The sequence below is a fragment of the Streptomyces iakyrus genome (assembly GCF_000717055.1).
GTDB lineage: Bacteria > Actinomycetota > Actinomycetes > Streptomycetales > Streptomycetaceae > Streptomyces > Streptomyces iakyrus.
Window position 1 is genome coordinate 34,987 of sequence record NZ_JNXI01000032.1, and the last position, 23,261, is coordinate 58,247.

Genomic DNA, 23,261 nt, shown 5'->3' on the forward strand with positions numbered 1-23,261 from the left:
GACCGCTCACAGGAGTTCAGATCCTGGTGAGGGCGACGAGCCAGGCCCGGATCCCTTCCGGGTCCGTGGTGATGTCGATCGTGCTGGGGTCGATGGAGTCGATCAGCCATCCTTCGGCGAAGGCGGCCTCGATCTCGGCTCGCGTGAGCTTGTGCACTCGTCCCCACTCGCCGGCCTGCCGGTCGCTGAAGCACAGCATGAAATACCGGCCGCCCGGGCGGATCACGGCCCGCAGGCTGTCGACGTAGGCGGCGCGGTCGTCGCCGTCGAAGATGTGGAAGAGCCCGCAGTCGAGCACGGTGTCGAAGGTTTCGCGCAGGTCGGCCAGCTTCAGGGCGTCCCCGTGGAGGAACCGCGCCATGCGGCCCCGCTCATGCGCCTTCTGCTCGGCGGCGCGCAGGGCCCGGGAGGCGAGGTCGACGCCCGTGGCATCCAGGCCGAGCCCGGCGCACATGAGCACGTGCTCTCCGGTCCCGCAGCCGACGTCCAGCACCCGGCCCCGGATGGCACCCGCCTCAGCGAGAGCCAGGAACGCCGGCTGCGGCCGGCCGATGTCCCAGGGCGGCGGGCTGGCGTAAAGGTCGTCGGGCTCCGGCCGCTCCTCGGAGCCGGAGCCGAGGTGGTGGGGGTAGCGGGGTGAGCCGCCCATGCCGGTGTCCTTCCGTCGCGTCGGAAGCTCCGGATCGCTGTCCGGACCTCATGTACACCCATCAGCTTTATCGAGACACTATGTCTCTGTCAATCCAGAGTGTCTCTCCAGCGGCGCGATGTATGACTCCAGGACCGCCGATGCGGGAAATCCGAAAGTGGGAGCCACGCGGAGTGGTTGGCACTGAGGCCGGTGACACAGCACCGTTCGGACTCGCTATGATCACGCCGTGCTCACGGACCAGACGGCCACAGCCCTGCCGCGAGCCCGCACGCGGGCTCCGCAGCTGACCCGTCTCGCGTGGCTCGCGATGCTGCTGTTCAGCCTGCTGCTCGCACACGGACTGCAGGGCGAGAGTGCCGCCGGGCACCTCGATGCAGGCGTTTCCGCATCGCTTCTCGTCCACGACACGGAGTCCTCCGCCGATCACGATCAGCGCGAGCACGAGGACGGCGAGTCCGAGGAGTCCGCACACAACAACTGCGCGCCCGGCCAACCGGACGACGCGCTCCCCGTACCATCCCCCGGCACTTCACCAGCGGTCGACCACTGCCACGTGTCGCCGCACTCCGGCATCCGTGCCGACATCGCCGCCCCGGGCACCAGGCCTCCGGGTGCGACAACCGTATTGCGTATTTAGACGGACCTAGGCGGGCAGGAGCCCTCCCCCCTGCCGGGTGGGGTGCTGCCCACCTGCGTCCAGGCATACGCCTGCGCCAGCTCCATGAAGGGCTTCGCACGCCCTGCCCAGCCAGGCAGTGAGCATCACGCCTTCGCCTTCAGCCGAGCACCGGGTTCCTCACCCGCGCCCTGCCCCACCAGCCGTCTTGCCCGTTTCCCTATCCTCCGAGCCGCCGAAAGGCCCCTGCCTTGTCCCTCGTCACCGAACGCCCCGCACCCTCCGCGCCTCAGCCGCGCCCTGGTGGCGGCAGAGCCGCCGCCCGTCGGGGGCGCCGCCGCCGCGCCCGCAAGCCTGCACCGCTCGCGGGCCGCTACATCGGATACGTGCTGTACTTCGTAGGAGCGGGCCTCATCAGCGGCGCCGTGGTGCATCACCCGCTGGATCCGGCCCGGTACACGAAGATCGCCGTCATCGGCGTCCTGGTGTTCCTGGTAGCGACGCTGGTCAACGAGTTCCTGCTCGCCGCCAACCGGCCGGCGCTGCCGCGCGCGATCCTCATCATCGCGGCCTCACTGCTGCTCTCGTTCGGCATAGGCATGCTCAGCGGCGGGCTGCAGCACTTCGAAGACTTCCCCGCCCGCGGTGCCGTGCTCGTCCCTCTGGGGATCACGGTCTCGTTCATCGCCTTCGTACTCAAGGACCCGGAGTCGTCCTGGCGTCGCATCTTCGGCCCTCTGGGGCTCGCCGTCCTCCTCACCGCCACCGTCAGCTTCTTCGGCCTGCGCACCATCGCCGAAGGGCTCGGCGAAGCCTCCGGCGAGAGCGGGCACAGCCATGGCGAAGGTGCGGAGGAGGAAACGGACGAGCACGAAGCCGGGCAGGAGTCCTCCGCGCCCTCCTCCGAACCCGCGGCGCCGGAGACGGCCGCCTCTACCGAGGCGGAATCCGGCCACACGGAGGACGGCCACAGCCACTGAGGCCGAGGGCGACAGAATGAACCACCTACTAAGTCACTTAGCTCCAGTCGGGTAACGTGGGCGCCGCGCCCCAACACGGGCGCGAACCAGAGGGGGGATATGACCGGATACAGCGGCGCCTACACCCCGCACAGCATCATCAGCGCCATCCAAGTCGCATCAGACACGAAGGAGGACCAGAGCGGTCTCGTCTCATGGGCCTCCGCCGCCGGCATCATCGCAATGGTGCTGGTCGTTGCCCTGGCGGTGTTCCTGACGGTAGAGCTGGCGTGGAGGGAGCGGCGACAGCGCAGACGAGAAGAGCGGACGGAGCCGCGACCCCCACAAGGGTGAAACCTCACGGTAACCATACGGCGCACCGCGTACGGTTAATGTACTAATGAACTTAGCGGAGCACTTGTCTTCGCGGCGCAGCCCCTCGCTGCACAGAACGACGTACGACCAGGAGCTGAACGCCGTGTCACGAGGCAAGCGGGTCTGGGCCGTGTTCGCAGCCCTCGCCGCCGCGTTGCTGGCGCTTCAGCTCTTCACGCACACGGCGCCCATGGCGGTCGCCCACGCGCAGGAGACGACGACGTCTCAAGGCGAAGCCGCGGTCTGCGGCGACGCGCACGGCTCCGAGGAGATGTCCGAGCACCGCCTGACCCGCGACCGTCAGCGTGCCGACGAGTACGCCCCGGACGGCCCTTCGTACAGCAGCAGCCAGGTCATGGACGCCGACGCGGTCGTGGCATCGCCGACAATCTCGGCGGCCAGAGACACACTCCGCCCGTCAAGACCGGTCACGGACCTCTCACCGGCGGCACTCCAGGTCTTCCGCTGCTGATCCGCCCCACGGGCGGCAAGCGTCATTCCGGGCGGCCGGGGCCAGATTCCCGCCGTCTCGCACCCCTCGCGCGCTCACCCAGCGCCCCGGGCGCTATCTCCTGCCCGCCGCAGTGACATTCCACCCCTGACAACCGACGCACCCTTGTGGTGCGCCCAGACGCGCCTTGGCGCGCCCAGGAGGCATCTCACATGCAACCCCTCATCGACTACGCCCGCACATTCCGGCACCAGACCGCGGCCCGTCCCGAGGAGTTCGCCCGCCTTGCCGAAGGCCAGGCCCCGCAGGCCCTGTTCATCACCTGCTCCGACTCCCGGGTCATACCGTCCCTGATCACCGGTGCTCGCCCGGGCGAGCTTTTCGAGCTGCGCACCGCCGGCAACATCGTCCCTCCGTATGGGTCGGGTCAGCCGTCCGGTGAGGCCGCCACCATCGAGTACGCCGTGGAGGTGCTCGGTGTCACCGATGTGGTCGTCTGCGGCCACTCCCACTGCGGTGCCGTCGGCGCCCTCGTGCGCGGCGACGACCTGAACTCCGTCCCCGCCGTCCGTGACTGGCTCGCGCACGCCGCGCCCCGGCAGGACGGCACGAAGAGCCAGGACGACCCCGCGGTCGCCGATGCGGTGCAGTCGCACGTTCTTGCGCAGATCCTCAGGCTGCGCTCGTATCCGTGCGTCGCGCGGCGGCTCGACGCGGGTGAACTGCGCCTGCACGCCTGGTTCTACGAGATCCACACCGGCACCGTGCTGGCTCACGAGCCGCACGCCGACACCTTCGTCGCGCTGTGAGCGCGCACAGGAGGGCCGCCGGTCAGGCGTCGCCCCACAAGCAGGGCGGGCAGCGGCGTCGCACGAAGGCCGCAGGCTCCGGATCCACTCTGCGGCAGGACTTCGCCGCCTCGCTCGTCGTCTTCCTCGTCGCCCTGCCGCTGTGCGTGGGCGTCGCCGTCGCGTCCGGCGTGCCGGCAGAGCTCGGACTTGTCACCGGCATCGTGGGCGGCCTTGTCGCCGGCCTGCTGCCCGGCAGCAGCCTCCAGGTGAGCGGTCCCGCCGCGGGGCTGACCGTGCTGGTCTTCGAAGCCGTCAGGGAATTCGGTCTCCCGGCCCTCGGTGCCATCGTGCTCGCCACGGGTCTGCTTCAACTCCTCATGGGGGCTCTGAAGTTCGGGCGTTACTTCCGGGCGATCTCGGTGGCGGTCGTCGAGGGCATGCTGGCCGGAATCGGCCTGGTGCTGATCGCGGGCCAGCTGTACTCCATGGCAGGGATCAAGGCTCCCGCCGAGGGGCTGGCCAAGATCGCCGGGTTGCCGGGGATGCTCGCCGATGCCGCGCAGTCGCCCGGCGCGCGAGCCGCTCTCGGCCTGGGTGTGGGCACCATCGCCGTACTCGTGCTGTGGAAGAAGCTGCCGAAGGTGGTTCAGGTCGTCCCAAGCCCCCTCACCGCCGTCGGACTCGCGACGGCCGCCTCGGTGTTCCTCTCCCTGCCGGTGGCCAAGGTGGAGGTGCGGGGTCTGCTGGGCGCCATCCAGCCTCCGACGCCCGACAGCTTCGGTCGTCTGATGGACGTCAGTCTCCTCGGTACCGTCCTCGCCTTCACGCTGATCGCCTCAGCCGAGAGCCTGTTCAGCGCCGCCGCGGTGGACCGGCTGCACGACGGGCCGCGTACCCAGTACGACAAGGAGCTGATGGCGCAGGGCGCGGGCAACACCGTGTGCGGACTGCTTGGCGCGCTGCCGATGACCGCCGTCATCGTGCGCAGTGCGGCGAACGTTCAGGCGGGCGCCCGCACCAAGGCGTCCCGGGTCCTGCACGGCGTGTGGCTGCTGCTGTTCGCGGCGCTCTTCCCGGCGGCGCTGGGAGTCATCCCGATCCCCGCCCTCGCGGGCGTCCTCGTCTACTCGGGCTTCAAGCTGATCCCCGTCAAGGAGATGAAGGAGCTGTGGCGGGAACACCGCGGCGAGGTCGTGATCCTCGTCGTCACCGCGGTGTCGATCGTCGCGGTGAGCATGTTCGAGGGCGTGCTCATCGGCCTCGCCCTCGCCGTGATCAAGACGGCGTGGGATGCCTCCCACGTCCGGCTGGAGATCGTCGACAAGGGCGCCGGTCCCATCCAGACGCACCTGATCGGGAACGCCACCTTCCTGCGACTGCCGAAGATCCTCGACAGCCTGGAGGCGCTGCCGCAGAACCGCCCCGTCGAGGTCGACCTGTCCGGAGTGCACCACCTCGACCACGCCTGCCGTACGGCCCTGCAGAACTGGGCGGCACGGCACAGCGCGACCGGCACCGAGCCCGTGAAGGTCACGTCGGGCGTGTGACGGACTGAGTCCGCTGCGGTACCGGGACCCGCTTCCGCTACCGCAGCGGACTACCGGGCCCCTGCTCAAACCCCAGGCGTACTACGCTCGCATAGTAGGAACGGTCCTGGAAGGGTGGCGCGGTGGTCCTCGGAGCACTTGAGGGCGAGGTCATGCGGGTCTGCTGGAATGCGGAACACCCGGTCACCGTTCGGGAAGTGCTCGACGGGCTGAACAAGGGCCGCGCCCAGCCACTCGCATACACGACCGTCATGACGGTGATGAGCCGACTCGCGGAGAAGGACGTGCTCAACCGCACTGCTCAGGGGCGCAGTTATGCGTACTCCCCCGCGGTGCCGGACGAGGCCGCACTCGCCGTACGCGAGGTACTGCGCACCCATGGAGACGCCGCGATCACGCACTTCGCCGCCGAGGCGGTCCACGATCCGGGCCTCCGCGACCGGCTGCGGCGCCTGTTGGAGGAATCGCCGTGACCGGCGCCGCGGTGCTCGACCGCGGGAACCGCGCCTTCTGGACACTGGTCGCCGCATCCGTGGCCATCCGTGCCGCGGTGGCCTATGCCGCATGTTGCCTGACCATGGCGCTCGCGTGGCAGGTGGGGCATCGTGGCACGAGCGCCCTGCTGACCGGTACCGCCTGGGCAGGCACCGTGCTGTTGGGTCTTTCGGTCGCCGGTGGCGCGCGGTCGACCGTCGGTCTCTGGAAAGGGCTGCGGGCGACGCGCGCCGTGAGCCAGGAGGTGCGGGCTCGCGGCGACAGCACCACAGTGAGCGCGTCCGAAGTGGGTGATGCGGCCGCACTCGCGGGCTTGGCAGGCCGTGTCACTGTGGTCGACTCCAAGGCGCCGTTCGCGTTCACGTACGGCCTGCTCCGCCCCCGGGTGGCGGTCAGCATCGGTCTGACGACGACCGTCACCGAGCGCGAACTGCACGCGGTGCTCGCCCATGAGGCCGCTCACGTCCGCGGTCGCGACCCGCTCCGGGCGTTGATCGCCGGCCTCCTGACGGCGCACCACTTCACCCTTCCCCTGCTGGGCCACCTGCGGGCAGCCTTCGCCGCCGACCGAGAACTCACGGCCGATCGCCGGGCGGTCGCCCACTGCGGTACGCCTGCGGTCGCCGGTGCTCTGCTCAAGGTGTCCGCCGTGCCCGGCTGGGCGCTCGCCGTACCGGCCAGCGCCATGGCAGCTCCCGACCTGCTCGACGCCCGCATCGCCCAGCTGGAAGACGGACACCCGCCGCGCCTGGCACCGCCCGCCCGATGGCGGGTGGCCTCCTCCGTCGCCGGGGCCGCCGTCTACGCCTGGGCACTGGCAGGTTCCGCGGCGCTGGTCGCGGCAACTCCGTTGAGCTGCATGCCCGTCGGGGCCTGACCCATCTACTACACACCCATAGTATCTACTACGTGCGCGTAGTAGCTTGACGGGTGTCGCTGACTGATGAGGAGTTGCCGTCATGCCCACAGCCGCAGCCAAGCGTCCGAAGGTCAAGCACCCTTTCTTCGCTCGGATCTACCCGAGGATCAACGCCTTCTCCGAAACCCACGGCGGACTTGACCACCGCAAGGAACTCCTCGCGGACACCGAGGGCCGTGTCATCGAGGTGGGTGCGGGCAACGGCGCCAACTTTCGCCACTACCCCGCCACAGTGGAGAAGGTCATCGCAGTGGAGCCGGAACCACGCCTGCGCGAGCTCGCGACGCGGGCGGCGGCCGAGTCGTCCGCGCCCGTCGAGGTACGCGAGGGCCGGGCGGAGGAACTGCCGGTGCCGGACAGCTCGGTCGACGGAGTCGTCGCCTCACTTGTCCTGTGCAGCATCGCCGACGTCCCCGCGGCGCTGGCGGAGGCGGCTCGGGTCCTGCGACCGGGAGGGCGCCTGTACTTCTACGAACACGTACGCTCGGCCGATCCGCGGTTCGCCAAGAAGCAGCGCAGGATCAACATGGTGTGGCCGCTGCTGACCGGCGGCTGCAACCTCGACCGGGACAGCGAACAGGCCATCAGGGACGCCGGTTTCACCGTCGAGCAGGCGCGGCGCTTCGACTTCCTCATCAACGGCCGTACGACACCCAGCTCCCCGTGCGTCATCGGGGTCGCACGCAAGCCGGAGAACTGAGGCGCCCACCGCACGACGCCTCCGGACGCGCCCATCGGCCAACCGATGAGCCCGCCCGGACGGCGCGAGGTGAACCTCAGGCCTTGTAGGCCACGTTCGCCATCATCCCGGCCTCGCCGTGGTAGGCGTTGTGGCAGTGCAGCATCCACTGGCCCGGGTTGTCGGCGTCGAAGAAGACGGACAGCTTCTTCTTGGGCAGCACGATCGCGGTGTCCTTGCGCGGCCCGGAGTCACCGATCTGGTACGTGTGGCCGTGCAGGTGCATCGGGTGCCACATGTCGGTGTCGTTGAAGAAGTCGAGCCGTACGCGCTGGCCCTCCTCGATGAGGATCGGGTTCCCCTGGGGGTCCTTCATGTCGAACGGCCTGCCGTTGATGGCCCAGTTGTACTTGTCCATGCCGCCGGTCAGCTTGATCTGGTGCGTCACGTCGGTCTTGGCCGACTTGAACCGCACGTCGTCGGCGGCACGCAGCTGGGACGCCGACATGATCATGCCGTCCAGTTCCTTCGGACGGACGGTCGGCTTCGGCGCGCTCCCGGAGCCCGTACGCACCAGAGCGAAGCCGTTGGCGTTCTTGCCCTCGGCCAGGGCGACGAGCGGGAAGACACCGTCGCCGAGGGTGACGAGGACGTCGTAACGCTCGCCCATGCCGATCAGCAGGGCGTCGACTTCCTGGTGCTGGACCGGGAAGCCGTCGGTGTGGGTGATGGTCATCTTGTGACCGCCGAGGGCGACGCGGTAGGCGGTGTCTCCGCCCGCGTTGATGATGCGCAGCCGGACCTTCTTGCCGGGCTTGCCGGTGTAAACGTCCGGGTCGGTGGCCACCCGGCCGTTGATCAGGTGGTGCGGGTACTTGACGTCGCCGGCGTCGCCGCCGAGCAGTTCACTCTCGGCGCCCATGAGCATGAACTTCATCGACATGCCGCCGGACGAGGCGGACGGGGACGGGGAGTCCTCCCCCATGTCCATCCCGCCCATGTCTCCCATGTCGTGGCCTTCCATGCCGCTGGAGCTGGGGCTGCTGCCGTCGCCCATGTCCATGCCGCCCATGCCCTGCCTGAGTTCGGCGAAGACCTCGTCCGGGGTACCGGTGACGCCGTCGACCCAGTCGTCGAGGAGGACGACCCACTCGTCGTCGTACGCGAGGGTCTCCTTGGGGTCCTCGATGATCAGCGGGGCGTACAGACCGCGGTCGAGCTGGACGCCGACGTGTGGGTGGAAGAAGTACGTGCCCGGGGCGTCGGTGATGAACTGGTAGGTGAAGGTGGAGCCGGCCCGGACGGCGGTCTGGGTGGCCGGGGGCACGCCGTCCATGTCGTTGCGCAGGGCGATGCCGTGCCAGTGGATGGACGTGGTGGTCTTGTTCGGGAGCTGGTTGGACAGCTCGGCCACAAGGGTGTCGCCGACGGAGAGCCGGATCTCCTTGCCCGGGGTGCGTCCGTCGAATGCCCAGGTCTTGGGCATGACGCCGCCGCCCAGGTCGATCATGGCGGGTGCCGCGGTCAGGGTGAGCTTCTGCTGGCGTCCGGTGCTCTTGCGCTTCTTCTCCCCCGCGGCGACCGCCGAGCCGGAGGGGTTGACCAGGGCATTGCCGCCATCGGAGCCGCTCCCGCTGCTGCAGGCGGCAAGAGCGCCGGCACCGGCGACTCCCAGTCCGGCGAGCAGGACGGAGCGGCGATTGATGCTGTTCATGGGTTGTGTCCTCTGTTCTCGTAACTGCCGACGTGGTCGCGGAGGGACGGCACATCGCGCGCCGTCCGGGGCGGCCTATATACGCAGCAGGGAGAGAACGGACAGGTCGGGCGGGGCGCGGCCGACCGTACCGACGGGCACGGATGCCGCCACGGCCTCGGGAAGGTCCGTGAGCGGTGAGAACTCGTTTTCGGCGGGGGCGACGAGTTGCACGGAGCCGATGCTCGCCGTGGTGCAGTGCTGCATGTCGGGCGCAGCGCAACCACCGGCGTCCATGCTGTGCGAGGAGGACGGCTCCCAGGCGGTCGGCGTCGCCTCGCCCGGCATGGTGTGGCCGGCATGGGCAGCACCCTGCATGGGGGCGCCATCCATCACGGCCATGGACGAAGCGCTCATCATGCGCGAGGCGCCCGTCGCAGCAGTCTCGTGGTGGACGAGCACGGCCAGCGCGACGAACAGGGCGAGGAACGCCCCATACGTCCAGCGGACGGCACTGCCGCCCCTGTGAGCTGCCTGTATCGCCACGGTCTCCACCCTGGTCGCGCTTGCGGACGCCGACGTCGGAATCTTACCCCCTGGGGGTACCTTACAGGGGTCGACGGACTGATGAGATCTTCAGTTGGTCGGCAGTCCTCCGTAGGAGTGCAGACCGGTGATGAGGATGTTGACGCCGTAGTAATTGAAGACGAAGGTGGCGAACGCCACCAGTCCGAGCACCGCCGCGCGCCGTCCCTTCCACCCGGCGGTGGCCCGGGCGTGCAGGTACGCGGCGTAGGCGACCCACGTGATGAAGGCCCAGGTCTCCTTGGGGTCCCAGCCCCAGTAGCGGCCCCACGCGGCTTCCGCCCATACCGCGCCCGCGATGACCGCGAAGGTCCACAGAGGGAAGACGAGGCCAGTCAGGCGGTAGGCCAGCTTGTCGAGCGTCTGGCTGGACGGCAGCCGCCGCCACAGCACAGCGCCTCGTCCCTCAGCCCCGCCCCCGGCGACCGCCCGTTCCCAGCGGTCGCGCACCAGGTACAGGATGCTGACGACGGCCGCCGTGTGGAACACGCCGCCCGAGATGATCGCGGCGGAGACGTGGATCCACAGCCAGTACGAGTGCAGGGCGGGCACGAGCTGTGCGGAGTCGACGTACAGCACCGACACCGCGAGGCCGAGGGTGAGCAGGACCGAGAAGAGGACCGGAACCCCCAGCCACCGCACAGGTCTGCGGGCCGCGAGCAGGCCGACGTACGCGGCCGATGCCATCAGGGCGAAGGCGGTGGAGAACTCGTACATGTTGCCCCACGGCGGCCGGCTCACCGCGAGGCCGCGGGCCAGCACCGAGCCGAAGTGGAGCAGGAGCGCCAGCACGGTGAGTGAGACGGCGATCCGCCCAACGAGGTCGGCCCGGGGACTGCCACCGGCCGCTCCGGGGCCGTCACCCGTGCCCGTGACGAGGGCTTCCGGACGCGCGGTCGCGGGCGGTGCCAGCACCTGCGTGCTGCTTCCTGTTGCACCGCCCACGGCCGCGCTCCTTGTCCGGCCGCGTGAGGGCGCGACCGGAGTCTGTTGTGCCGCCCGTACCGCCGGAGAGGCGGCGGAGGCCCGCATCCCCGGACCCCGGCTTCCGAACGCCCACTCCGCGCAGGCGGCGACGAAGGCGAGCAGATAGACGGCGATCGCCGAGTACATCAGCCAGTTGGCGAGCTGGGCCAGGTTCTGGTCGGCGAGAGGGGCGTTGCTCATTTCTGCTCCTGGGGCAGGGGCTCAAGGTTTTTCACGTCCGACTCGGCGGCCTTCAAAGCGGGGAACCGCTCCCGCAACTCCTCGGCGAGTTCGGCCACTTCCTCGGCCGTCCGGTCGGTCCCACCGGGGTCCAGTCCGGCGACCACGATCCGCACCCGGCCGGACAGCATGGCTTCCGCACGCACCCACACCCGCCGCCGGCGGACGAAGAGCGAGGCGCACAGGCCGAGGCCCATGGCCACCGCACTCCACAGAGCCGTGCTGTTGCTGGGGTTGCGGGCGATCTGGAAGCTCGCCCACTGTTTGATGCCGTCGAAGGTGAGCGAGCCCGCACCACCGGGGAGTTGCATCCGGTCGCCGGGGCGCAGGGCCTGCGCGAACGGGGAGCCGTCGGCCTTGCGGAACTGCGTCATGCGGCTGGAGTCGAGCTGGTAGACGTTCTGCGGTCGGCCGCTGTCCATGCCGAGATCACCGTGGTAGGCGGTCAGGACCAGTACCGGGTCGTCCGTGGCGGGGAAGGACGACGCCCAGCCGGTCTGGGTCAGCTGCACGGTGGGCAGGAAGAGCCCGGTGAAGCCGAGGCCGTCGCGCTTGCCGTCGCGGTCGCGGGCGTCCGGCGCCTTGATCACGCCCACGGAGGTCAGGTTGGCGTCCTGCGGAAGGAAGGCGGCGGGCCCCTGCCAGGCGATGTCGCCTTTGCCGTCGCGGACGGTGACGACCGGGGCGTAGCCGTGGCCGAGGAGGAAGACCTTGGCGCCGTCCACCTCCAGCGGCTTGTTGACTTCGACCAGGGTGTCCCGCGCCGGCCCGCCGTCGCTCTTGCTGTAGTTCAGGCGCGCGACGAAGGAGCTGGCGGTGCCGCGCTGCGGGCCGCTGCGCTGGTACGTCGCGGAGAACCCCTTGAGCTGGAAGCTGAACGGCTGAAGGCTGTCGGCCGAGGCCAGCGTGCCCGGGGTGAAGTCGTCGTACTGCGTGAGGGTGTTGGTGAAGCTGTCCCCCTCCAGGACGAGCTTCTGACCGGTCGTGCCGAAGAGACTGCCGACGGCGAGCGCGACGAGCAGCCCGAACAGAGACGCGTGGAACACCAGGTTTCCGGCCTCACGCAGGTACCCCTTCTCCCCCGCGACCGAGCCGCCCACATCGAGGTCGGCCCGGAAGCGGCGCCGCCGCAGCAGGTCCGCGGCGGTGAGCAGCACTTCGCCGCGGTCGGCCGACGCCGTCCAGACGGCGTGCTGCGGCAGCCGGTCCAGTCGGCGCGGGGCGGCAGGCGGTCGGGCCCGGAGCGTGCGGACGTACTGCACGGTCCGCGGCACGATGCAGCCGGCGAGTGAGACGAAGAGCAGCAGGTAGACGGCGGCGAACCAGGGCGACGAGTAGACGTCGAAGAAGCCGAGCGTGTCCAGGAGCGGCGCGAGATCCGGGTTCCGCCTGCGGAAGTCCGCGGCCTGGGCGGGCTGCCGCCCCTCCTGGGGCACCAGGGAGCCGGGTACAGCTGCGAGCGCGAGCAGGAGCAGCAGGACGAGCGCCGTGCGCATCGTGGTCAGCGAACGCCAAGCCCAGCGCAGCCAGCCGACCGGCCCCAGACCCCTGGGGTGGGCCGCCGGCGCGGATTCGCTCGTATCGCTGTCGCCTTGCGCGGGAGGATCGGCGAGACTACGAAAGTTATTAGTAGCCACGGAGGGAGTCTGACACACGACAGAATCCGTTCTGCGACCACCCCCGTCATTCCCCAATCGCGACCAGGAACCGGGAAGCTACGTCACACGTCTACGAACTCACTTAGCCCTTTAGAGAACCTGAGAGGGGTCCTATGCGACAGCGCCTGCCAGCACGGCTGAACCGCCGGACCGTACAGCCGCTCGCGCTCGCCTCGGCCGCCGCCGTCGTCCTCGCCGCGTGCAGCGCCGGCCCCAAGGCGGACAGCAGCTCCGACTTGGCGGCCGACGGGGGGAAGAACGGCGGGCCGGCCGCGATAGTCGTGGAGCCGGGCGCGGACAGCGAGAAGGTGCCGGTCAGCCGGAAGGTGACCGTGCGCGCCCAGGGCGGGTCCCTGTCGTCCGTCGAGGTCAGCTCCCCCGGCCCGGGCAAGCTCTCAGGCACCTGGTCCAAGGACAAGTCCGTATGGACCTCCAGCACACCGCTCGCCCCGGGCGCCACCTACACGGTGAACGCCAAGGGCAAGGCGTCCGACGGCTCGCCCCTCACCGAGAACGCCTCCTTCACCACCGAGGCGGCCAAGAACACCTTCGTCGGCACCTACAACCCCGACAAGGGAGCGAAGGTCGGGGTCGCCATGCCGGTGTCGATCACGTTCAACAAGCCGATCCACGACAAGGCGGCGGTCGAGAAGAAGCTCAAGGTCACCGCTTCGCCCGCGGTCGAGGGCGCCTGGAGCTGGATGAAGGACCGCGACGGCAAGGACCGTATCGACTACCGCCCCAAGGAGTTCTGGAAGTCCGGCACCAAGGTCACCCTGCGCATGGACCTCGCGGGCGTCGACGCGGGCAACGGGATCTACGGCACCCAGCAGCGCGTCGTGAACTTCACCATCGGCGACGCGGTGACCAGCACCGTCGACGTCGTGAAGAAGACCATGACGGTGGCGAAGAACGGCAAGACGCTCCGCACGCTGAAGGTCTCCACCGGCAAGAAGGACTTCGAGACCTGGAACGGGACGATGGTCGTGCTGGGCAAGGTCCCCAGCATCCGCATGAACTCCGCCACGGTCGGCATCTTCGGCGCCGAGGCGTACGACATGAGGTCGGTGAAGTGGGACGTCCAGCTCACCCCCTCCGGCACATACGCCCACGCGGCACCCTGGAACGAAGGCAAGTTCGGCCGCATCAACGCGAGCCACGGCTGCATCGGCATGAGCACGACGGATGCCAAGTGGTTCTACGACCAGGTCCATCTCGGTGACCCGGTCACCGTCGTCAATTCCACGGACACCGTGGCGGTCAATAACGGCTACGGCGACTGGAACGTCGACTGGGAGACCTGGAAGAAGGGCAGCGCGCTGAACTGACGTCACCGGTTTCCATATACCCCTAGGGGGTATATTCTCGCCGCATTGGCCATCACCAACCCTGAAGGCAGGCGGGGACCATGAACCGGCTCATCACCGCGGCGGCCGGCGGACTACTGGCGCTGTTCAGCATGTACTGGGACGACTCGCTGCACACCGACGTGGGTCGGGACACCTTCTGGAGCGCCCCCCATGTGCTGCTCTACGGCTCCCTGACGGTGACGCTCGGCGCCACCGCCTGGTGGGCCGTCGGAAGGATCCGCGGCCGGGGCCTTCGTGCGGCCGCGGCGGACCCGCTGCTGCGATGGGCGGCCATCTCCGCCGGAGCCATCGGCATCTCGGCTCCGGCGGACGAGGCCTGGCACATCGCGTTCGGCCGGGACGCGGTGCTGTGGAGCCCGCCCCACCTACTGGCCATCGTCGCCACCTTCGCCCTGGCCGTCACCCTCCTGCGGGCGATCGCCGCCGAGGGCGGCGGCGGGTCGCTGATGCTCGGCGGCGGGCTCGTCCTGGCGGCCTCGCTGGCACCGGTCATGGAGTACGAGTCCGACGTACCGCAGTACTCGGCCGTCTGGTTCCTGCCGGCCGCCACCACCGGGATCACACTGGCGATCGTGCTGATCCGGCGGTTCGACCCGAATCCGTGGGCCGTCACGCGGGCGGCGCTGGTCGTCACGGCCGTGCGGCTGGCGGTGATTCCGGTCCTCGCCGGTCTCGGGTACTCCACGCCGATCGTGCCGCCCGTGCTCCTCGTGGCCCTGGCGGTCGACCTGGCCCGTGGGAGGAACGGGAGTTGGTCACCGTGGTGGCTCGCCCTGATCGTTCCTCTCGCTGTGCACGCGACATACATGCCGCTGCTTCCCGTCCTGCCGCACGGCACGATCGTCGACGCCCACCAGTTCGTCCCGTCCCTGCTCGTTTCGATAGGCGGCTCGGCACTGGTCATCCTCACCGCCGAGGGACTGCCACGCCCAGGGCTCCCTGTGATCCGAGCAGCCGGGCTGACGGTCGCCGCGCTGACGCTGGCCCTGCCACTGCCCCTGCTGTCCGCCGGGCGAGCGGCGGCCCATGACCCCGGTCAGGGAACCGAGGCAGGTAAGGCTCACTGGCGGACGTCGGTTCAGGGTTCCCGGATCGACGTCAGGGTGACTCCCGAACCGGGCGCATCCGGCCGCGCCAGCCTGGTCGCACGCCGCGCCGGGCAGGAGTTGACCGCACCCCTCGAGACATTCGAGAACGGCGTGTACCGCGGGGACATCACGGTGCCGGAGCCCGGCCGCTGGTTCGTCTACGCCGCCTTCCGCGGCACCGGAACGTCCACGACGGAGACTTGGATCCCGGTCGAGGCCGACTCCTCACAGATCCTGCAAGAGGCCCGGCCGCTGTACATACCTCCCGCCCCGCGGAAGGACGGCGCGGGCAGGACGGCGGCCACCGTCGCGCTGTACGGACTGTCGGCGGCGATTCTGCTCGCCGTCGCCCGCTCCGGGCGCCGTACACCGCTCCCGCAGGGATGAGCATGTCGCCGGGTTCCGGCTGGATGAGCATGACCTGGACCCGGCGGCGTGCTCTGCGGGCAGAGCGTGTCACACGCCCTGTCCTGTCCTCACCCGAGGACAGGAGGGGGGCGGCGCAGCTACTCGGAGAAGCACACGCCGCGGCTCAACGACTCGTCGGCCGACGCCTGATCACCGGGCGTCGGCCAGCGCCCGCGCCACGCCCGGTTCCTTCGGCCCGAGGAACTGGGGGTCCGGCTCGAACGCCGCGTCCAGGGCCGCCTTGCTCGCGGCGAACAGTTCGCGGGTGGCGCCGTAGTAGTAGATCGCGTCGTGGTGGTCGGCCGCACTGACGCCGTACGAGTCGACGCCGGCCCCCTGGCACAGAGCGACCGCCCGGCGGATGTGGAAGCCCTGGCTGACGAGGATCGCGCGGTCGACACCGAAGATCTTCTTGGCGCGCACGCAGGAGTCCCAGGTGTCGAAGCCGGCGTAGTCGCTGACGATGTGAGCGTGGGGCACGCCGCGATCGATGAGGTAGTGGCGCATGGTGTGCGGCTCGTTGTAGTGGTGGCTGCTGTTGTCGCCGGTGACCAGAACCACCTTGACGCGGCCCTCGCGATACAACTCGGCCGCGGCGTCGAGGCGGTTGGCGAGGAAGATCGACGGCTCGCCGTTCCATAACAGGCCCGCACCGAAAACCACGGCAACATCGGTGCGGGGGGCCTCGGTCGTCGTCCGCAGCCGGTCGTCCGCAGCCGTGAACACCCACGTCGCGGGTATCAGCGCCAGCACGCACAGCAGCATCAACGCCTGCACGGTCCGCCGCTGCCCCGCACGCGTACGCGGCAGACGCGGCCTGAGGACGGCACTCAGGTGCGGGCGCGGCAAGCGCATGAAGTGATCCCCTGTTCGTCGGCCACCGTACCGATCGACGGTGGCTCGTGCGTTTCGACTGCTTCTGCCGTCTCGACGGCCAGCAGTGCTCTGACAAACGAAGGACGCCGCACTTGGTCCCGCTCACCGCCACGGCGTGACCAACGTCACTCAGCGCACTCAACTCCGCAGGTCATCTCCCGGCCGCTTCGCGTGCCTCGCGCCCCACTTCCGAGTCCGGCCATCCATCAAAACTACGTAGTGGTTTAGTATCCCCGCCTGGCATGAGGTCCGATCCGGCGTTCAGCGGTCTCTCCGCGAGTGCAGTCGCCGCTCGTCCTCCGGCTGTCGAGGTGAAAGAGAAGGTGCTGGTGGACGATCGGTATGCGTCGGGGGGCTGGGCCTCGACGGTCCCCCACTCCGACACGACACACGTCGCATGGCCGGAAAACCCTCGGTGGGCGGTCCCGCACGAGCCCTACGGACACCCCGCCCACGACCTCGGCCTGACCGATGCCGCATACACCGAGGCGGACCCGCTGTTCGGTCCGCTACCGGGCACGTACGGCGCCGGTGCGCCTGGTACCGGGCCCTTCGCCCACCACACATGGCACGAGCACAGCGGCGGCCACGACGCGGCCCCGTCGTGGGAGATATCCGGCTACCACACCAACCCGAGCGGTCACGGGTACCCGGGCCAGTGGGCGGATCACAACGGTCCCACCTTCTCCCCGACGATCCCGGACAGCTCCGACGCCCTCGGTTCACTCAACGCTGCCGCCCCCGTCGACTTCCACGACGGTCCCGATGAGGAGCCTGTAAACAGAGCGCCGGAGTACGACGCGCCAGGCACGCTCCAGGACACGTCCGAAGCCTCGTCGACTCCCGCCACTCCCCCAGCCCGGCCGACGACGCGCCGCGCCGGCCGCCGCGATCGCCGGGCGCCTCGCCGAAGCTCCGCTTTCCTGACGGTCGTCGCACCCTCCGTCGCCTTCGTGGGCATGGCCGGGATGGCCGCGGCCTCCATCGGCCTCGGCGGCGGCGTCAAGACCGTGGAGGCCGCCGACGACCCGGCCGTCGAACCCTCCGCGGCCAACAGCGAGCTCGACACCCAGCTCACCGCACTCAGCCGGGGCGCCGACGACTTCGCCGGGCGTGCGAGCCGGGCGCAGGAGCGCGTCGACCTCGAACAGCGGCGGCGTGAGGAGCAGAGGCTCAGGCAAGAGGAGGCGGCACGCAAGAAGGCGGAGGCCGCGCGCAGAGAGGCACTGCGCCCGAAGTTCGCACTCCCCGTCGCACAGAAAGGAGTCGGCGAGCTGTTCGGGGCGGCCGGGTCCATGTGGGCGAACCGGCACACCGGCCTCGACTTCCCCGTGCCCATGAACACGCCGGTGATGGCGGTAACAGACGGCACAGTCGAGGCCATGTGGCATCCGTCCTACGGCAACCTCGTCAAGGTGACCGCCCCGGACGGCACGCAGACCTGGTACGCCCACCTCGCCGGCTTCAGGCTCCGCTCCGGTTACGTCAAGGCAGGGACCGTCATCGCCTATGCGGGCAGCACCGGCAACTCGTCGGGGCCTCATCTCCACCTGGAAGTGCATCCGGGCGCCGGCGATGCCGTGGATCCGCTGCCGTGGCTGCGCAGCCATGGCCTCGACCCGACGTAGGCGTGTATCGACGTCCTGTCGTTGATCAAAGCCGAGCCGCTGGAGATGCCCGTGTGGGAAACCCTCGTCGTCATTGTCGGCTTCGCGGTCGTGGTTGAGCCGCTCCGCTCCTTCGCCGCATACGCGGGCTACGGCGCGAGCGCCACATTTCCCAAACGATCGCCGCGCTGAACCGTGGGGGAACCATCCGCATCCGCTGTGACGCACGATTCCGCAACTCCGGCGGAGAGCGACAGCGCGCTCGCCTCGTGGTGCAAGCCGAAGGCGTCTTCCTCTCCACCACTGATGGCACCGTCTCGAACCTGCAGCTCGGGACTCCTGGCGCCACCGTCGAGGTCGTCAATGAGCTCTCAATGGTCCTGTGCAACGTGGCCGGACGACAGCTTGAGGTTCTCTTGCCAGCCACAGAAGACCGCCTGTTCAAGGCCGTGGCGGACACCCTCGTACGCTGAGAGGGTGTGTTCTGCCAGGCTCGGCGTCGACGCTGATCTGGTCCTGGGCAGCAACGTGGTGCGGTAGACAACCGGCAGCGGCAGCAAGCTGGTTGCAGAAGAATGTGACGAATCCCGCTGCGATGAAACCACTTGTCTCCCTCCACCCCCATGTGGCCGTGCGGCTTTGTCCAGGCGGGAACCTATGAGCGGCGAGCGGTGTACACAGAACATGGAGAGGCCGAAGAAGCCGGCGCCGCCCCGTGCCGTGTGCCTGTCCAACCGGGGAGGAGGCTGCGCGCATGAGCGAGATTCTCAGCGGCGGGCCGGAGCGGCCACCTTGGAGACCCCCTCGCTGGTTGGTCATGGCGGCCGTGGCTGTGGTGACGATCGCAGCCCTGGTGGTCAGCCTCATCGTCGCGAATGGCGAAGACGCCCCTCAGTCGGCAAAGCCCCGGAGTTCGCCGTCGCTGTCGTCGCCGACCGGCGTTCCCACCCCGGACGGTCCGAACGCGTCCGTCAGGCAGGATGAGACGCCCGGCCTGTTGATCAACGGAGTCGCCTTGGGCCAGGGCTCCCTGAACCGGCACGACCGGCGGGCTGATGCCGGTCCTTGGACGGTGACGGTGCGGCGGTCGGATGGATCGTTGGCACGGAATGGTGCGGTGGTGACGTTCCCTGTGTCGAAGCCTCGGGTTGGCCGCCCGATCCGGATCGGCGACGCGTCGGGGTGGAACCGTAGCGGCGAGATCATCTGGCCTGTCTCAGGGGCGGACGCGCGCGTGCGCGGCGATCTGCCTCGGCCGCAACTGGTGGGAATCGCCGCCGCGACAACGGTCTCATCCGGGCGTCCGAAGGTCAGGGCACCGTCCGGGTTCTCGGTGGTGTCGACGGGTGCCGCACGCCCGCACCTCCTGCGCGAGGCACGCTACGGCTCCGACGAGGTGGGAGAGGCCGGGGAGCTCTCCGGCGGTCTGACCTTCACCGGCGTGGCCCGTTGTGGGGGCATCGAGGACCGGTTGTACGCCGTGGGCACGCAGCCTGCCGGCAGAGTGCGCGGCAAGCCCGCGGTCGTGACGTCCGGACTCGTCGGCAACGCTGTGCTGGCCTGGGAGCCAGAGCCTGGTGTGGTCGCTTATGTCGGATACAGCGGTGCGCCCCTCGACCGGGGCGCGATCGGCGCCCTTCGACGGCTCGCCGAGCGAACCCGTTTGCTCAGCTCGCGGCAGTGGCAGGAGACCCGCCCTGCGACGGTCGACCAGGTCAACGACTTCGGCTGACACGGGGCCCGTCAGCAGGCTTCCCGTGTTCCTACGAACCGTCCGGCGCCCTGCCAGTAAGGCCCGCAGGGCGAAATCCCACCGACCACCTGAACACCCTCCGCCCGAGCAACGTACTAAGGGCACTAGCAGCTAATGCCCATGCAGCGCCCCGTGGCGCTCGTACGACGCGGCGGGCGTCGGCCGTGCGGACCCGCCGTGCTCGGACGATCGGGAAGGTGAAGATGGGAACTCTGACGCTCAGTTGGGCCATCGCGCTGGTCGCCGCCCTGGTGGCCGCCGTCAGTGCGGTCCGGGTGGCGACCACCAGCGGTGAGATCCGGTTCGCGGCGGGCGGCGACCTGCTGATGGGCGTGTGCATGGCCGCCATGGCACTCCCGGCGACGGTCGGCTGGTACGCGGGCTACGGCATGTGGTGGTCGGTTGCGTTCGGCGTCCTCGGGCTCGTGGCAGTGGCGATGGCGGTCAAACACACGCGCGACGGCGGGTGGAAGCACGGCCGTCACTGGGTCCACCTCATCGTCGGCAGTTTCGGCATGGTGATCATGACGCTCGCCATGACGAGTACATCGTCCGGACCGGTGCTCGCCCTCGGCAGCGGGCACTCCATGGCGCACATGCCGGGCATGGAGAACACGGCGAGCACGACGGGTACGCACCAGATGGCCGGCATGGATTCCATGGAGGGGATGGAATCCATGGACGGCATGGGCTCCATGCACGACGGAATGGACATGTCGGGGATGGCGAACGCCGCAGCCGACGCGGGTTCCGCAGGGGGATCCGGTGCTGTGTGGCGGTGGGTGATCGCGGTGCTCGCCGTGTACTTCCTGATGTCGATCGGCGCCTCCGTGTGGGCGAGGGCCCGCGGCACCGGCAAGCGCGGCGGCCGGGGCAGCGGCTCACGGGGCGTGAGCCGCTGGCTGCTCGCCATGCCGGACACGGTGTTCGTCTTCCTGGCGTCGCTGACGCTCTCGGTGTGGGACAAAACCAGGTTGGCGCAGCAGCCGGACCGGCCGGGCCACGGCCGCCGCCGCAAGCTCGGAGCCGCGCCGGACGCGGCGCTGGCGGCCCATATCGGCATGGGCGGGATCATGTCGGCGATGCTCCTGATGATGGCCGCGTGAGGGTCGCCATCGCTGACAACGCGGGGACGGCATCGCTCACTGCGGCGAGAGAGCGTCGAGCAGGGTGGGGGTGTCGGCATCAGCACGGAGTGGACTCGACACGGCCCGAATCTGCGAAGCATCTTCGTATTTGACGCCCGGGACGGAGAGAATGGACGGAAGCACTCCACGCGCCCGGGCAGGCTCGGACTTCATGATCCCCCGTGCAAGCCGCCCGCCGGCGCCCGTCCGAAGGGTCCGGTCCGATGTCGCCTTCACCCCGCCGCAGGCGTGCCGTCCCGCTGGCGCTCGGAGCAGCCGCCGTACTGCTGCTCGCGACCGCCTGTGCCGACGGGAACGACGAACCCGCCGCGACTTCTCCCAGCCCCGCCACCTCCGCCTCGAGCCCCGCGTCCCCCACCGCAGAGACGAAGACCATCACGATGGAGGACTTCGCGTTCAGCCCGGCAAATCCGGAAGTGCGGGCGGGCGAGAAGATCACCGTGGTCAACAAGGACTCCGCCGCCCACACCGTCACGGCCACGGAAGGCGACGCCTTCGACACGGGGAGCATCGCCGGCGGGAAGTCCGGGACGTTCACCGCGCCGTCCGAGCCCGGCGAGTATGACTTCGTCTGCACCTTCCACCCGAACATGACAGGCACTCTGATCGTCCGCTGAGACGTCCCATCCGGATGGGGATGCAAGAGCACGGCGGCGATGTCGAGGGCGGATGGCCTGGCATCGGTCGTCGTCGATCTGCTGCCTCCCTGACCAGTACAGGCGCTGGCTTCGTCGCGCCTGTATCCCGCACGCGGGCCTCACACGAGGGCTGAAGGACCCCGGGTATGGGCCGCTCGTCCCTACCCCCGCTGGGTATCGTGGAGCAAGGATGGTTTCCAGGCCGAGCGTGCCGCCGGCGGCTTCGGCCGACCTTCCGCCGGAAGGTCAGGTACTGCCCAGGCCAAGGTTGCGGCCCAGGTCACCGGGCCGGAGCCTGAAGGTGTCCATCCACATGGCGTGGCCTGGCTGATTCCTCACCAGTCGAGAGGAGGCGGCCCTGTGACCAGCATTCCCAAGCGCATAGCCGCCCTGTTCCGAATCAAGGCGAACAAGGCCCTGGACCGGGCCGAGGACCCGCGCGAGGTACTGGACTACTCCTACGCCCAGCAACAGGAACTGCTGCAGAAGGTACGGCGCGGCGTGGCGGACGTGGCCACCAGCCGCAAACGTATCGACCTGCAGATCAACCAGTTGCGGCTGTCCGGCGGCAAGCTGGAGGGGCAGGCCCAGCAGGCGCTCGCCGCCGGACGCGAGGATCTCGCCCGCGAGGCCCTGACCCGGCGCACGGGCGTGGCCTCGCAGCTCACGGACCTGGAGGCTCAGCGGTCCTCCCTTCAGGCGGAGGAGGAGAAGCTCACCCTCGCCTCCCAGCGCCTGCAGGCGAAGGTAGACGCCTTCCGCACCCGCAAGGAGACCATCAAGGCCACCTATACTGCGGCCGAGGCCCAGACCCGTATCACCGAGGCCGTCACCGGTATCGGTGAGGAGATGGGCGATGTGGGCCTGGCCATGCAGCGCGCCCAGGACAAGACCGAGGAACTGCAGGCGCGCGCCGGCGCACTGGACGAGCTGCTCGCCTCCGGTGCTCTGGAGGACGCCACCCTCCCGGCCGGCCGCGACGACATCCAGGCCGAACTCGAGCGCGTCACCGCGGGCAGCGACGTGGACAAGGAACTGGCCCGGATGAAGGCCGAGCTCCCCGCATCCGCCACCCCACCGGCCCTGGAAGGCAAGGGCACCGAGCAGGGCTCGCCGGACCAGGAGGGGACATCATGATCATGCGGATTCTCGGTGAGGGCCAGTACGAGATCGCCGATGAGCATCTGGACCGGCTCAACGAGCTGGACTCCGCCCTGCAGCCGGCCGCCGACGCGGGCGACGAGACGGCGTTCACCACCGCCCTGTCTGCCCTGCTGGACGCGGTGCGCAGCCTCGGCACGCCCGTGCCGGACGAGACGATCACGCCGTCCGACCTGGTGCTGCCCGACGCGGACACCAGCCTCACGCAGGTGCGCGACCTGCTCTCCGACGAGGGCCTGATCCCAGGGTGATGACGATGCGCAGCCGTTTTGAGCCCGACCGGCAGCTGACCGCCCGGATGCTGGTCACCATGTTCCTGCTCGGGCTGCTGTACGTGGTGTTCGTCGCCGCGCTGATCGTGCTGCTCAAGTCGGTGGTCCTGGTCGTGGTCATCGCCGCCGGGCTGCTGGGTGCGCAGTACTGGTACTCCGACCGGATCGCCCTGTATGCCATGCGCGGCCGCCTGGTCACCCGGGAGGAGGCGCCTCAGCTGCACGGCGTCATCGACCGGCTGTGCGCCACCGCGGACATGCCCAAACCGCGCGTGGCCGTCTCCCGGATGGACCTGCCCAACGCGTTCGCCACC

25 protein-coding genes are annotated in these 23,261 nt (G+C 69.5%); 19 read left to right on the forward strand and 6 right to left on the reverse strand.

The window, feature by feature from the left end; translation table 11 throughout:
* Window positions 1-16: 16 nt before the first annotated feature.
* Complete coding sequence (locus OO68_RS37300; RefSeq protein WP_033313798.1) at window positions 17-649, reverse strand: class I SAM-dependent methyltransferase; 633 nt, start codon at window positions 647-649, stop codon at window positions 17-19.
* A 229-nt stretch (window positions 650-878) separates the two neighbouring features.
* On the opposite strand from OO68_RS37300, the gene OO68_RS37305 reads away from it, so the two are divergent.
* The 8 genes from OO68_RS37305 to OO68_RS37340 all read left to right on the forward strand — a co-directional run bounded on the left by OO68_RS37305 (window position 879) and on the right by OO68_RS37340 (window position 7,505).
* The gene (locus OO68_RS37305; protein WP_033313801.1) at window positions 879-1,289 is read left to right on the forward strand and encodes a hypothetical protein; all 411 of its coding nucleotides are present in this window, start codon (window positions 879-881) and stop codon (window positions 1,287-1,289) included.
* Window positions 1,290-1,654: 365 nt separating this feature from the next.
* A complete protein-coding gene (locus OO68_RS37310; RefSeq protein ID WP_033313802.1) occupies window positions 1,655-2,248 on the forward strand; it encodes a hypothetical protein in 594 nt (197 codons plus the stop codon).
* A gap of 457 nt (window positions 2,249-2,705) precedes the next feature.
* Entirely contained in the window at window positions 2,706-3,074 is a 369-nt protein-coding gene (locus tag OO68_RS43300) for a hypothetical protein (RefSeq protein ID WP_157852813.1), read from the forward strand.
* 191 nt (window positions 3,075-3,265) lie between these two features.
* Window positions 3,266-3,862 (forward strand): carbonic anhydrase, encoded by a 597-nt coding sequence (locus OO68_RS37320; RefSeq protein ID WP_033313803.1) that lies wholly within the window; start codon window positions 3,266-3,268, stop codon window positions 3,860-3,862.
* Window positions 3,863-3,951: 89 nt separating this feature from the next.
* The gene (locus OO68_RS37325; protein WP_033313839.1) at window positions 3,952-5,391 is read left to right on the forward strand and encodes a SulP family inorganic anion transporter; all 1,440 of its coding nucleotides are present in this window, start codon (window positions 3,952-3,954) and stop codon (window positions 5,389-5,391) included.
* A gap of 122 nt (window positions 5,392-5,513) precedes the next feature.
* Window positions 5,514-5,864 carry a BlaI/MecI/CopY family transcriptional regulator gene (locus OO68_RS37330; protein WP_280922564.1) on the forward strand — a complete coding sequence of 117 codons (351 nt, stop codon included), beginning with the start codon at window positions 5,514-5,516 and terminating at the stop codon, window positions 5,862-5,864.
* A complete protein-coding gene (locus OO68_RS43305; RefSeq protein WP_051814951.1) occupies window positions 5,861-6,763 on the forward strand; it encodes a M56 family metallopeptidase in 903 nt (300 codons plus the stop codon). The genes OO68_RS37330 and OO68_RS43305 overlap by 4 nt, the downstream gene beginning before the upstream one ends.
* An 82-nt stretch (window positions 6,764-6,845) precedes the next feature.
* Window positions 6,846-7,505 carry a class I SAM-dependent methyltransferase gene (locus OO68_RS37340; RefSeq protein ID WP_033313805.1) on the forward strand — a complete coding sequence of 220 codons (660 nt, stop codon included), beginning with the start codon at window positions 6,846-6,848 and terminating at the stop codon, window positions 7,503-7,505.
* A gap of 76 nt (window positions 7,506-7,581) precedes the next feature.
* On the opposite strand, the gene OO68_RS37345 is transcribed toward OO68_RS37340, so the two are convergent.
* From OO68_RS37345 to resB, 4 genes are all read right to left on the reverse strand, one after another.
* Window positions 7,582-9,198, reverse strand: a complete 1,617-nt coding sequence (locus OO68_RS37345) for a multicopper oxidase family protein (RefSeq protein ID WP_033313806.1) — start codon at window positions 9,196-9,198, stop codon at window positions 7,582-7,584.
* A 75-nt stretch (window positions 9,199-9,273) separates the two neighbouring features.
* Entirely contained in the window at window positions 9,274-9,723 is a 450-nt protein-coding gene (locus tag OO68_RS37350) for a DUF6153 family protein (RefSeq protein WP_033313807.1), read from the reverse strand.
* Between the two features lie 90 nt (window positions 9,724-9,813).
* Entirely contained in the window at window positions 9,814-10,929 is a 1,116-nt protein-coding gene (ccsB, locus tag OO68_RS37355; RefSeq protein WP_033313808.1) for a c-type cytochrome biogenesis protein CcsB, read from the reverse strand.
* Window positions 10,926-12,464 (reverse strand): cytochrome c biogenesis protein ResB, encoded by a 1,539-nt coding sequence (gene resB, locus OO68_RS37360; RefSeq protein ID WP_033313809.1) that lies wholly within the window; start codon window positions 12,462-12,464, stop codon window positions 10,926-10,928. Before resB ends, ccsB begins: the two co-directional genes overlap by 4 nt.
* Before the next feature lie 275 nt (window positions 12,465-12,739).
* On the opposite strand from resB, the gene OO68_RS37365 reads away from it, so the two are divergent.
* Together OO68_RS37365 and OO68_RS37370 are read left to right on the forward strand one after the other, a co-directional pair.
* Window positions 12,740-13,954 (forward strand): L,D-transpeptidase, encoded by a 1,215-nt coding sequence (locus OO68_RS37365; RefSeq protein ID WP_051814952.1) that lies wholly within the window; start codon window positions 12,740-12,742, stop codon window positions 13,952-13,954.
* Between the two features lie 80 nt (window positions 13,955-14,034).
* Window positions 14,035-15,471 (forward strand): hypothetical protein, encoded by a 1,437-nt coding sequence (locus OO68_RS37370; RefSeq protein ID WP_033313810.1) that lies wholly within the window; start codon window positions 14,035-14,037, stop codon window positions 15,469-15,471.
* Window positions 15,472-15,642: 171 nt separating this feature from the next.
* Here OO68_RS37370 and OO68_RS37375 read toward each other — a convergent pair whose 3' ends face one another.
* Window positions 15,643-16,347: a SanA/YdcF family protein gene (locus OO68_RS37375; protein WP_051814953.1), complete on the reverse strand. Its 705-nt coding sequence runs from the start codon at window positions 16,345-16,347 to the stop codon at window positions 15,643-15,645.
* Window positions 16,348-16,697: 350 nt separating this feature from the next.
* Here OO68_RS37375 and OO68_RS43310 point away from each other — a divergent pair, with 350 nt between their 5' ends.
* The 9 genes from OO68_RS43310 to OO68_RS37415 all read left to right on the forward strand — a co-directional run.
* Window positions 16,698-17,996, forward strand: coding sequence for a M23 family metallopeptidase (locus tag OO68_RS43310; protein ID WP_245237365.1), 1,299 nt, complete (start codon window positions 16,698-16,700; stop codon window positions 17,994-17,996).
* A gap of 21 nt (window positions 17,997-18,017) precedes the next feature.
* Window positions 18,018-18,167: a hypothetical protein gene (locus tag OO68_RS46585; RefSeq protein ID WP_157852814.1), complete on the forward strand. Its 150-nt coding sequence runs from the start codon at window positions 18,018-18,020 to the stop codon at window positions 18,165-18,167.
* A gap of 77 nt (window positions 18,168-18,244) precedes the next feature.
* Window positions 18,245-18,448: a hypothetical protein gene (locus tag OO68_RS37385; protein ID WP_033313812.1), complete on the forward strand. Its 204-nt coding sequence runs from the start codon at window positions 18,245-18,247 to the stop codon at window positions 18,446-18,448.
* A gap of 281 nt (window positions 18,449-18,729) precedes the next feature.
* Entirely contained in the window at window positions 18,730-19,707 is a 978-nt protein-coding gene (locus OO68_RS37390) for a hypothetical protein (protein ID WP_157852815.1), read from the forward strand.
* A 224-nt stretch (window positions 19,708-19,931) separates the two neighbouring features.
* Window positions 19,932-20,834, forward strand: a complete 903-nt coding sequence (locus tag OO68_RS37395) for a DUF5134 domain-containing protein (protein ID WP_245237368.1) — start codon at window positions 19,932-19,934, stop codon at window positions 20,832-20,834.
* Window positions 20,835-21,079: 245 nt separating this feature from the next.
* Complete coding sequence (locus OO68_RS44835; RefSeq protein ID WP_237480926.1) at window positions 21,080-21,493, forward strand: cupredoxin domain-containing protein; 414 nt, start codon at window positions 21,080-21,082, stop codon at window positions 21,491-21,493.
* Window positions 21,494-21,874: 381 nt separating this feature from the next.
* Window positions 21,875-22,651 (forward strand): PspA/IM30 family protein, encoded by a 777-nt coding sequence (locus OO68_RS37405; protein WP_033313815.1) that lies wholly within the window; start codon window positions 21,875-21,877, stop codon window positions 22,649-22,651.
* Window positions 22,648-22,926 carry a PspA-associated protein PspAA gene (gene pspAA / locus OO68_RS37410; protein WP_033313816.1) on the forward strand — a complete coding sequence of 93 codons (279 nt, stop codon included), beginning with the start codon at window positions 22,648-22,650 and terminating at the stop codon, window positions 22,924-22,926. The genes OO68_RS37405 and pspAA overlap by 4 nt, the downstream gene beginning before the upstream one ends.
* Before the next feature lie 5 nt (window positions 22,927-22,931).
* Window positions 22,932-23,261: heat-shock protein HtpX (locus OO68_RS37415; RefSeq protein WP_033313849.1), on the forward strand; the 330-nt coding region annotated here is incomplete at its 3' end.

What these genes read in the sequence shown, in the direction of transcription:
- OO68_RS37300 (WP_033313798.1), bottom strand. Translation starts at nt 649, where the DNA reads ATGGGCGGCTCACCCCGCTACCCCCACCACCTCGGCTCCGGCTCCGAG.
- OO68_RS37320 (WP_033313803.1), top strand. Translation starts at nt 3,266, where the DNA reads ATGCAACCCCTCATCGACTACGCCCGCACATTCCGGCACCAGACCGCG.
- OO68_RS37340 (WP_033313805.1), top strand. Translation starts at nt 6,846, where the DNA reads ATGCCCACAGCCGCAGCCAAGCGTCCGAAGGTCAAGCACCCTTTCTTC.
- OO68_RS37345 (WP_033313806.1), bottom strand. Translation starts at nt 9,198, where the DNA reads ATGAACAGCATCAATCGCCGCTCCGTCCTGCTCGCCGGACTGGGAGTC.
- ccsB (WP_033313808.1), bottom strand. Translation starts at nt 10,929, where the DNA reads ATGAGCAACGCCCCTCTCGCCGACCAGAACCTGGCCCAGCTCGCCAAC.
- resB (WP_033313809.1), bottom strand. Translation starts at nt 12,464, where the DNA reads ATGCGCACGGCGCTCGTCCTGCTGCTCCTGCTCGCGCTCGCAGCTGTA.
- OO68_RS37365 (WP_051814952.1), top strand. Translation starts at nt 12,740, where the DNA reads ATGCGACAGCGCCTGCCAGCACGGCTGAACCGCCGGACCGTACAGCCG.
- OO68_RS37370 (WP_033313810.1), top strand. Translation starts at nt 14,035, where the DNA reads ATGAACCGGCTCATCACCGCGGCGGCCGGCGGACTACTGGCGCTGTTC.
- OO68_RS37375 (WP_051814953.1), bottom strand. Translation starts at nt 16,347, where the DNA reads ATGCGCTTGCCGCGCCCGCACCTGAGTGCCGTCCTCAGGCCGCGTCTG.
- OO68_RS37390 (WP_157852815.1), top strand. Translation starts at nt 18,730, where the DNA reads ATGAGCGAGATTCTCAGCGGCGGGCCGGAGCGGCCACCTTGGAGACCC.
- OO68_RS37395 (WP_245237368.1), top strand. Translation starts at nt 19,932, where the DNA reads ATGGGAACTCTGACGCTCAGTTGGGCCATCGCGCTGGTCGCCGCCCTG.
- OO68_RS44835 (WP_237480926.1), top strand. Translation starts at nt 21,080, where the DNA reads ATGTCGCCTTCACCCCGCCGCAGGCGTGCCGTCCCGCTGGCGCTCGGA.
- pspAA (WP_033313816.1), top strand. Translation starts at nt 22,648, where the DNA reads ATGATCATGCGGATTCTCGGTGAGGGCCAGTACGAGATCGCCGATGAG.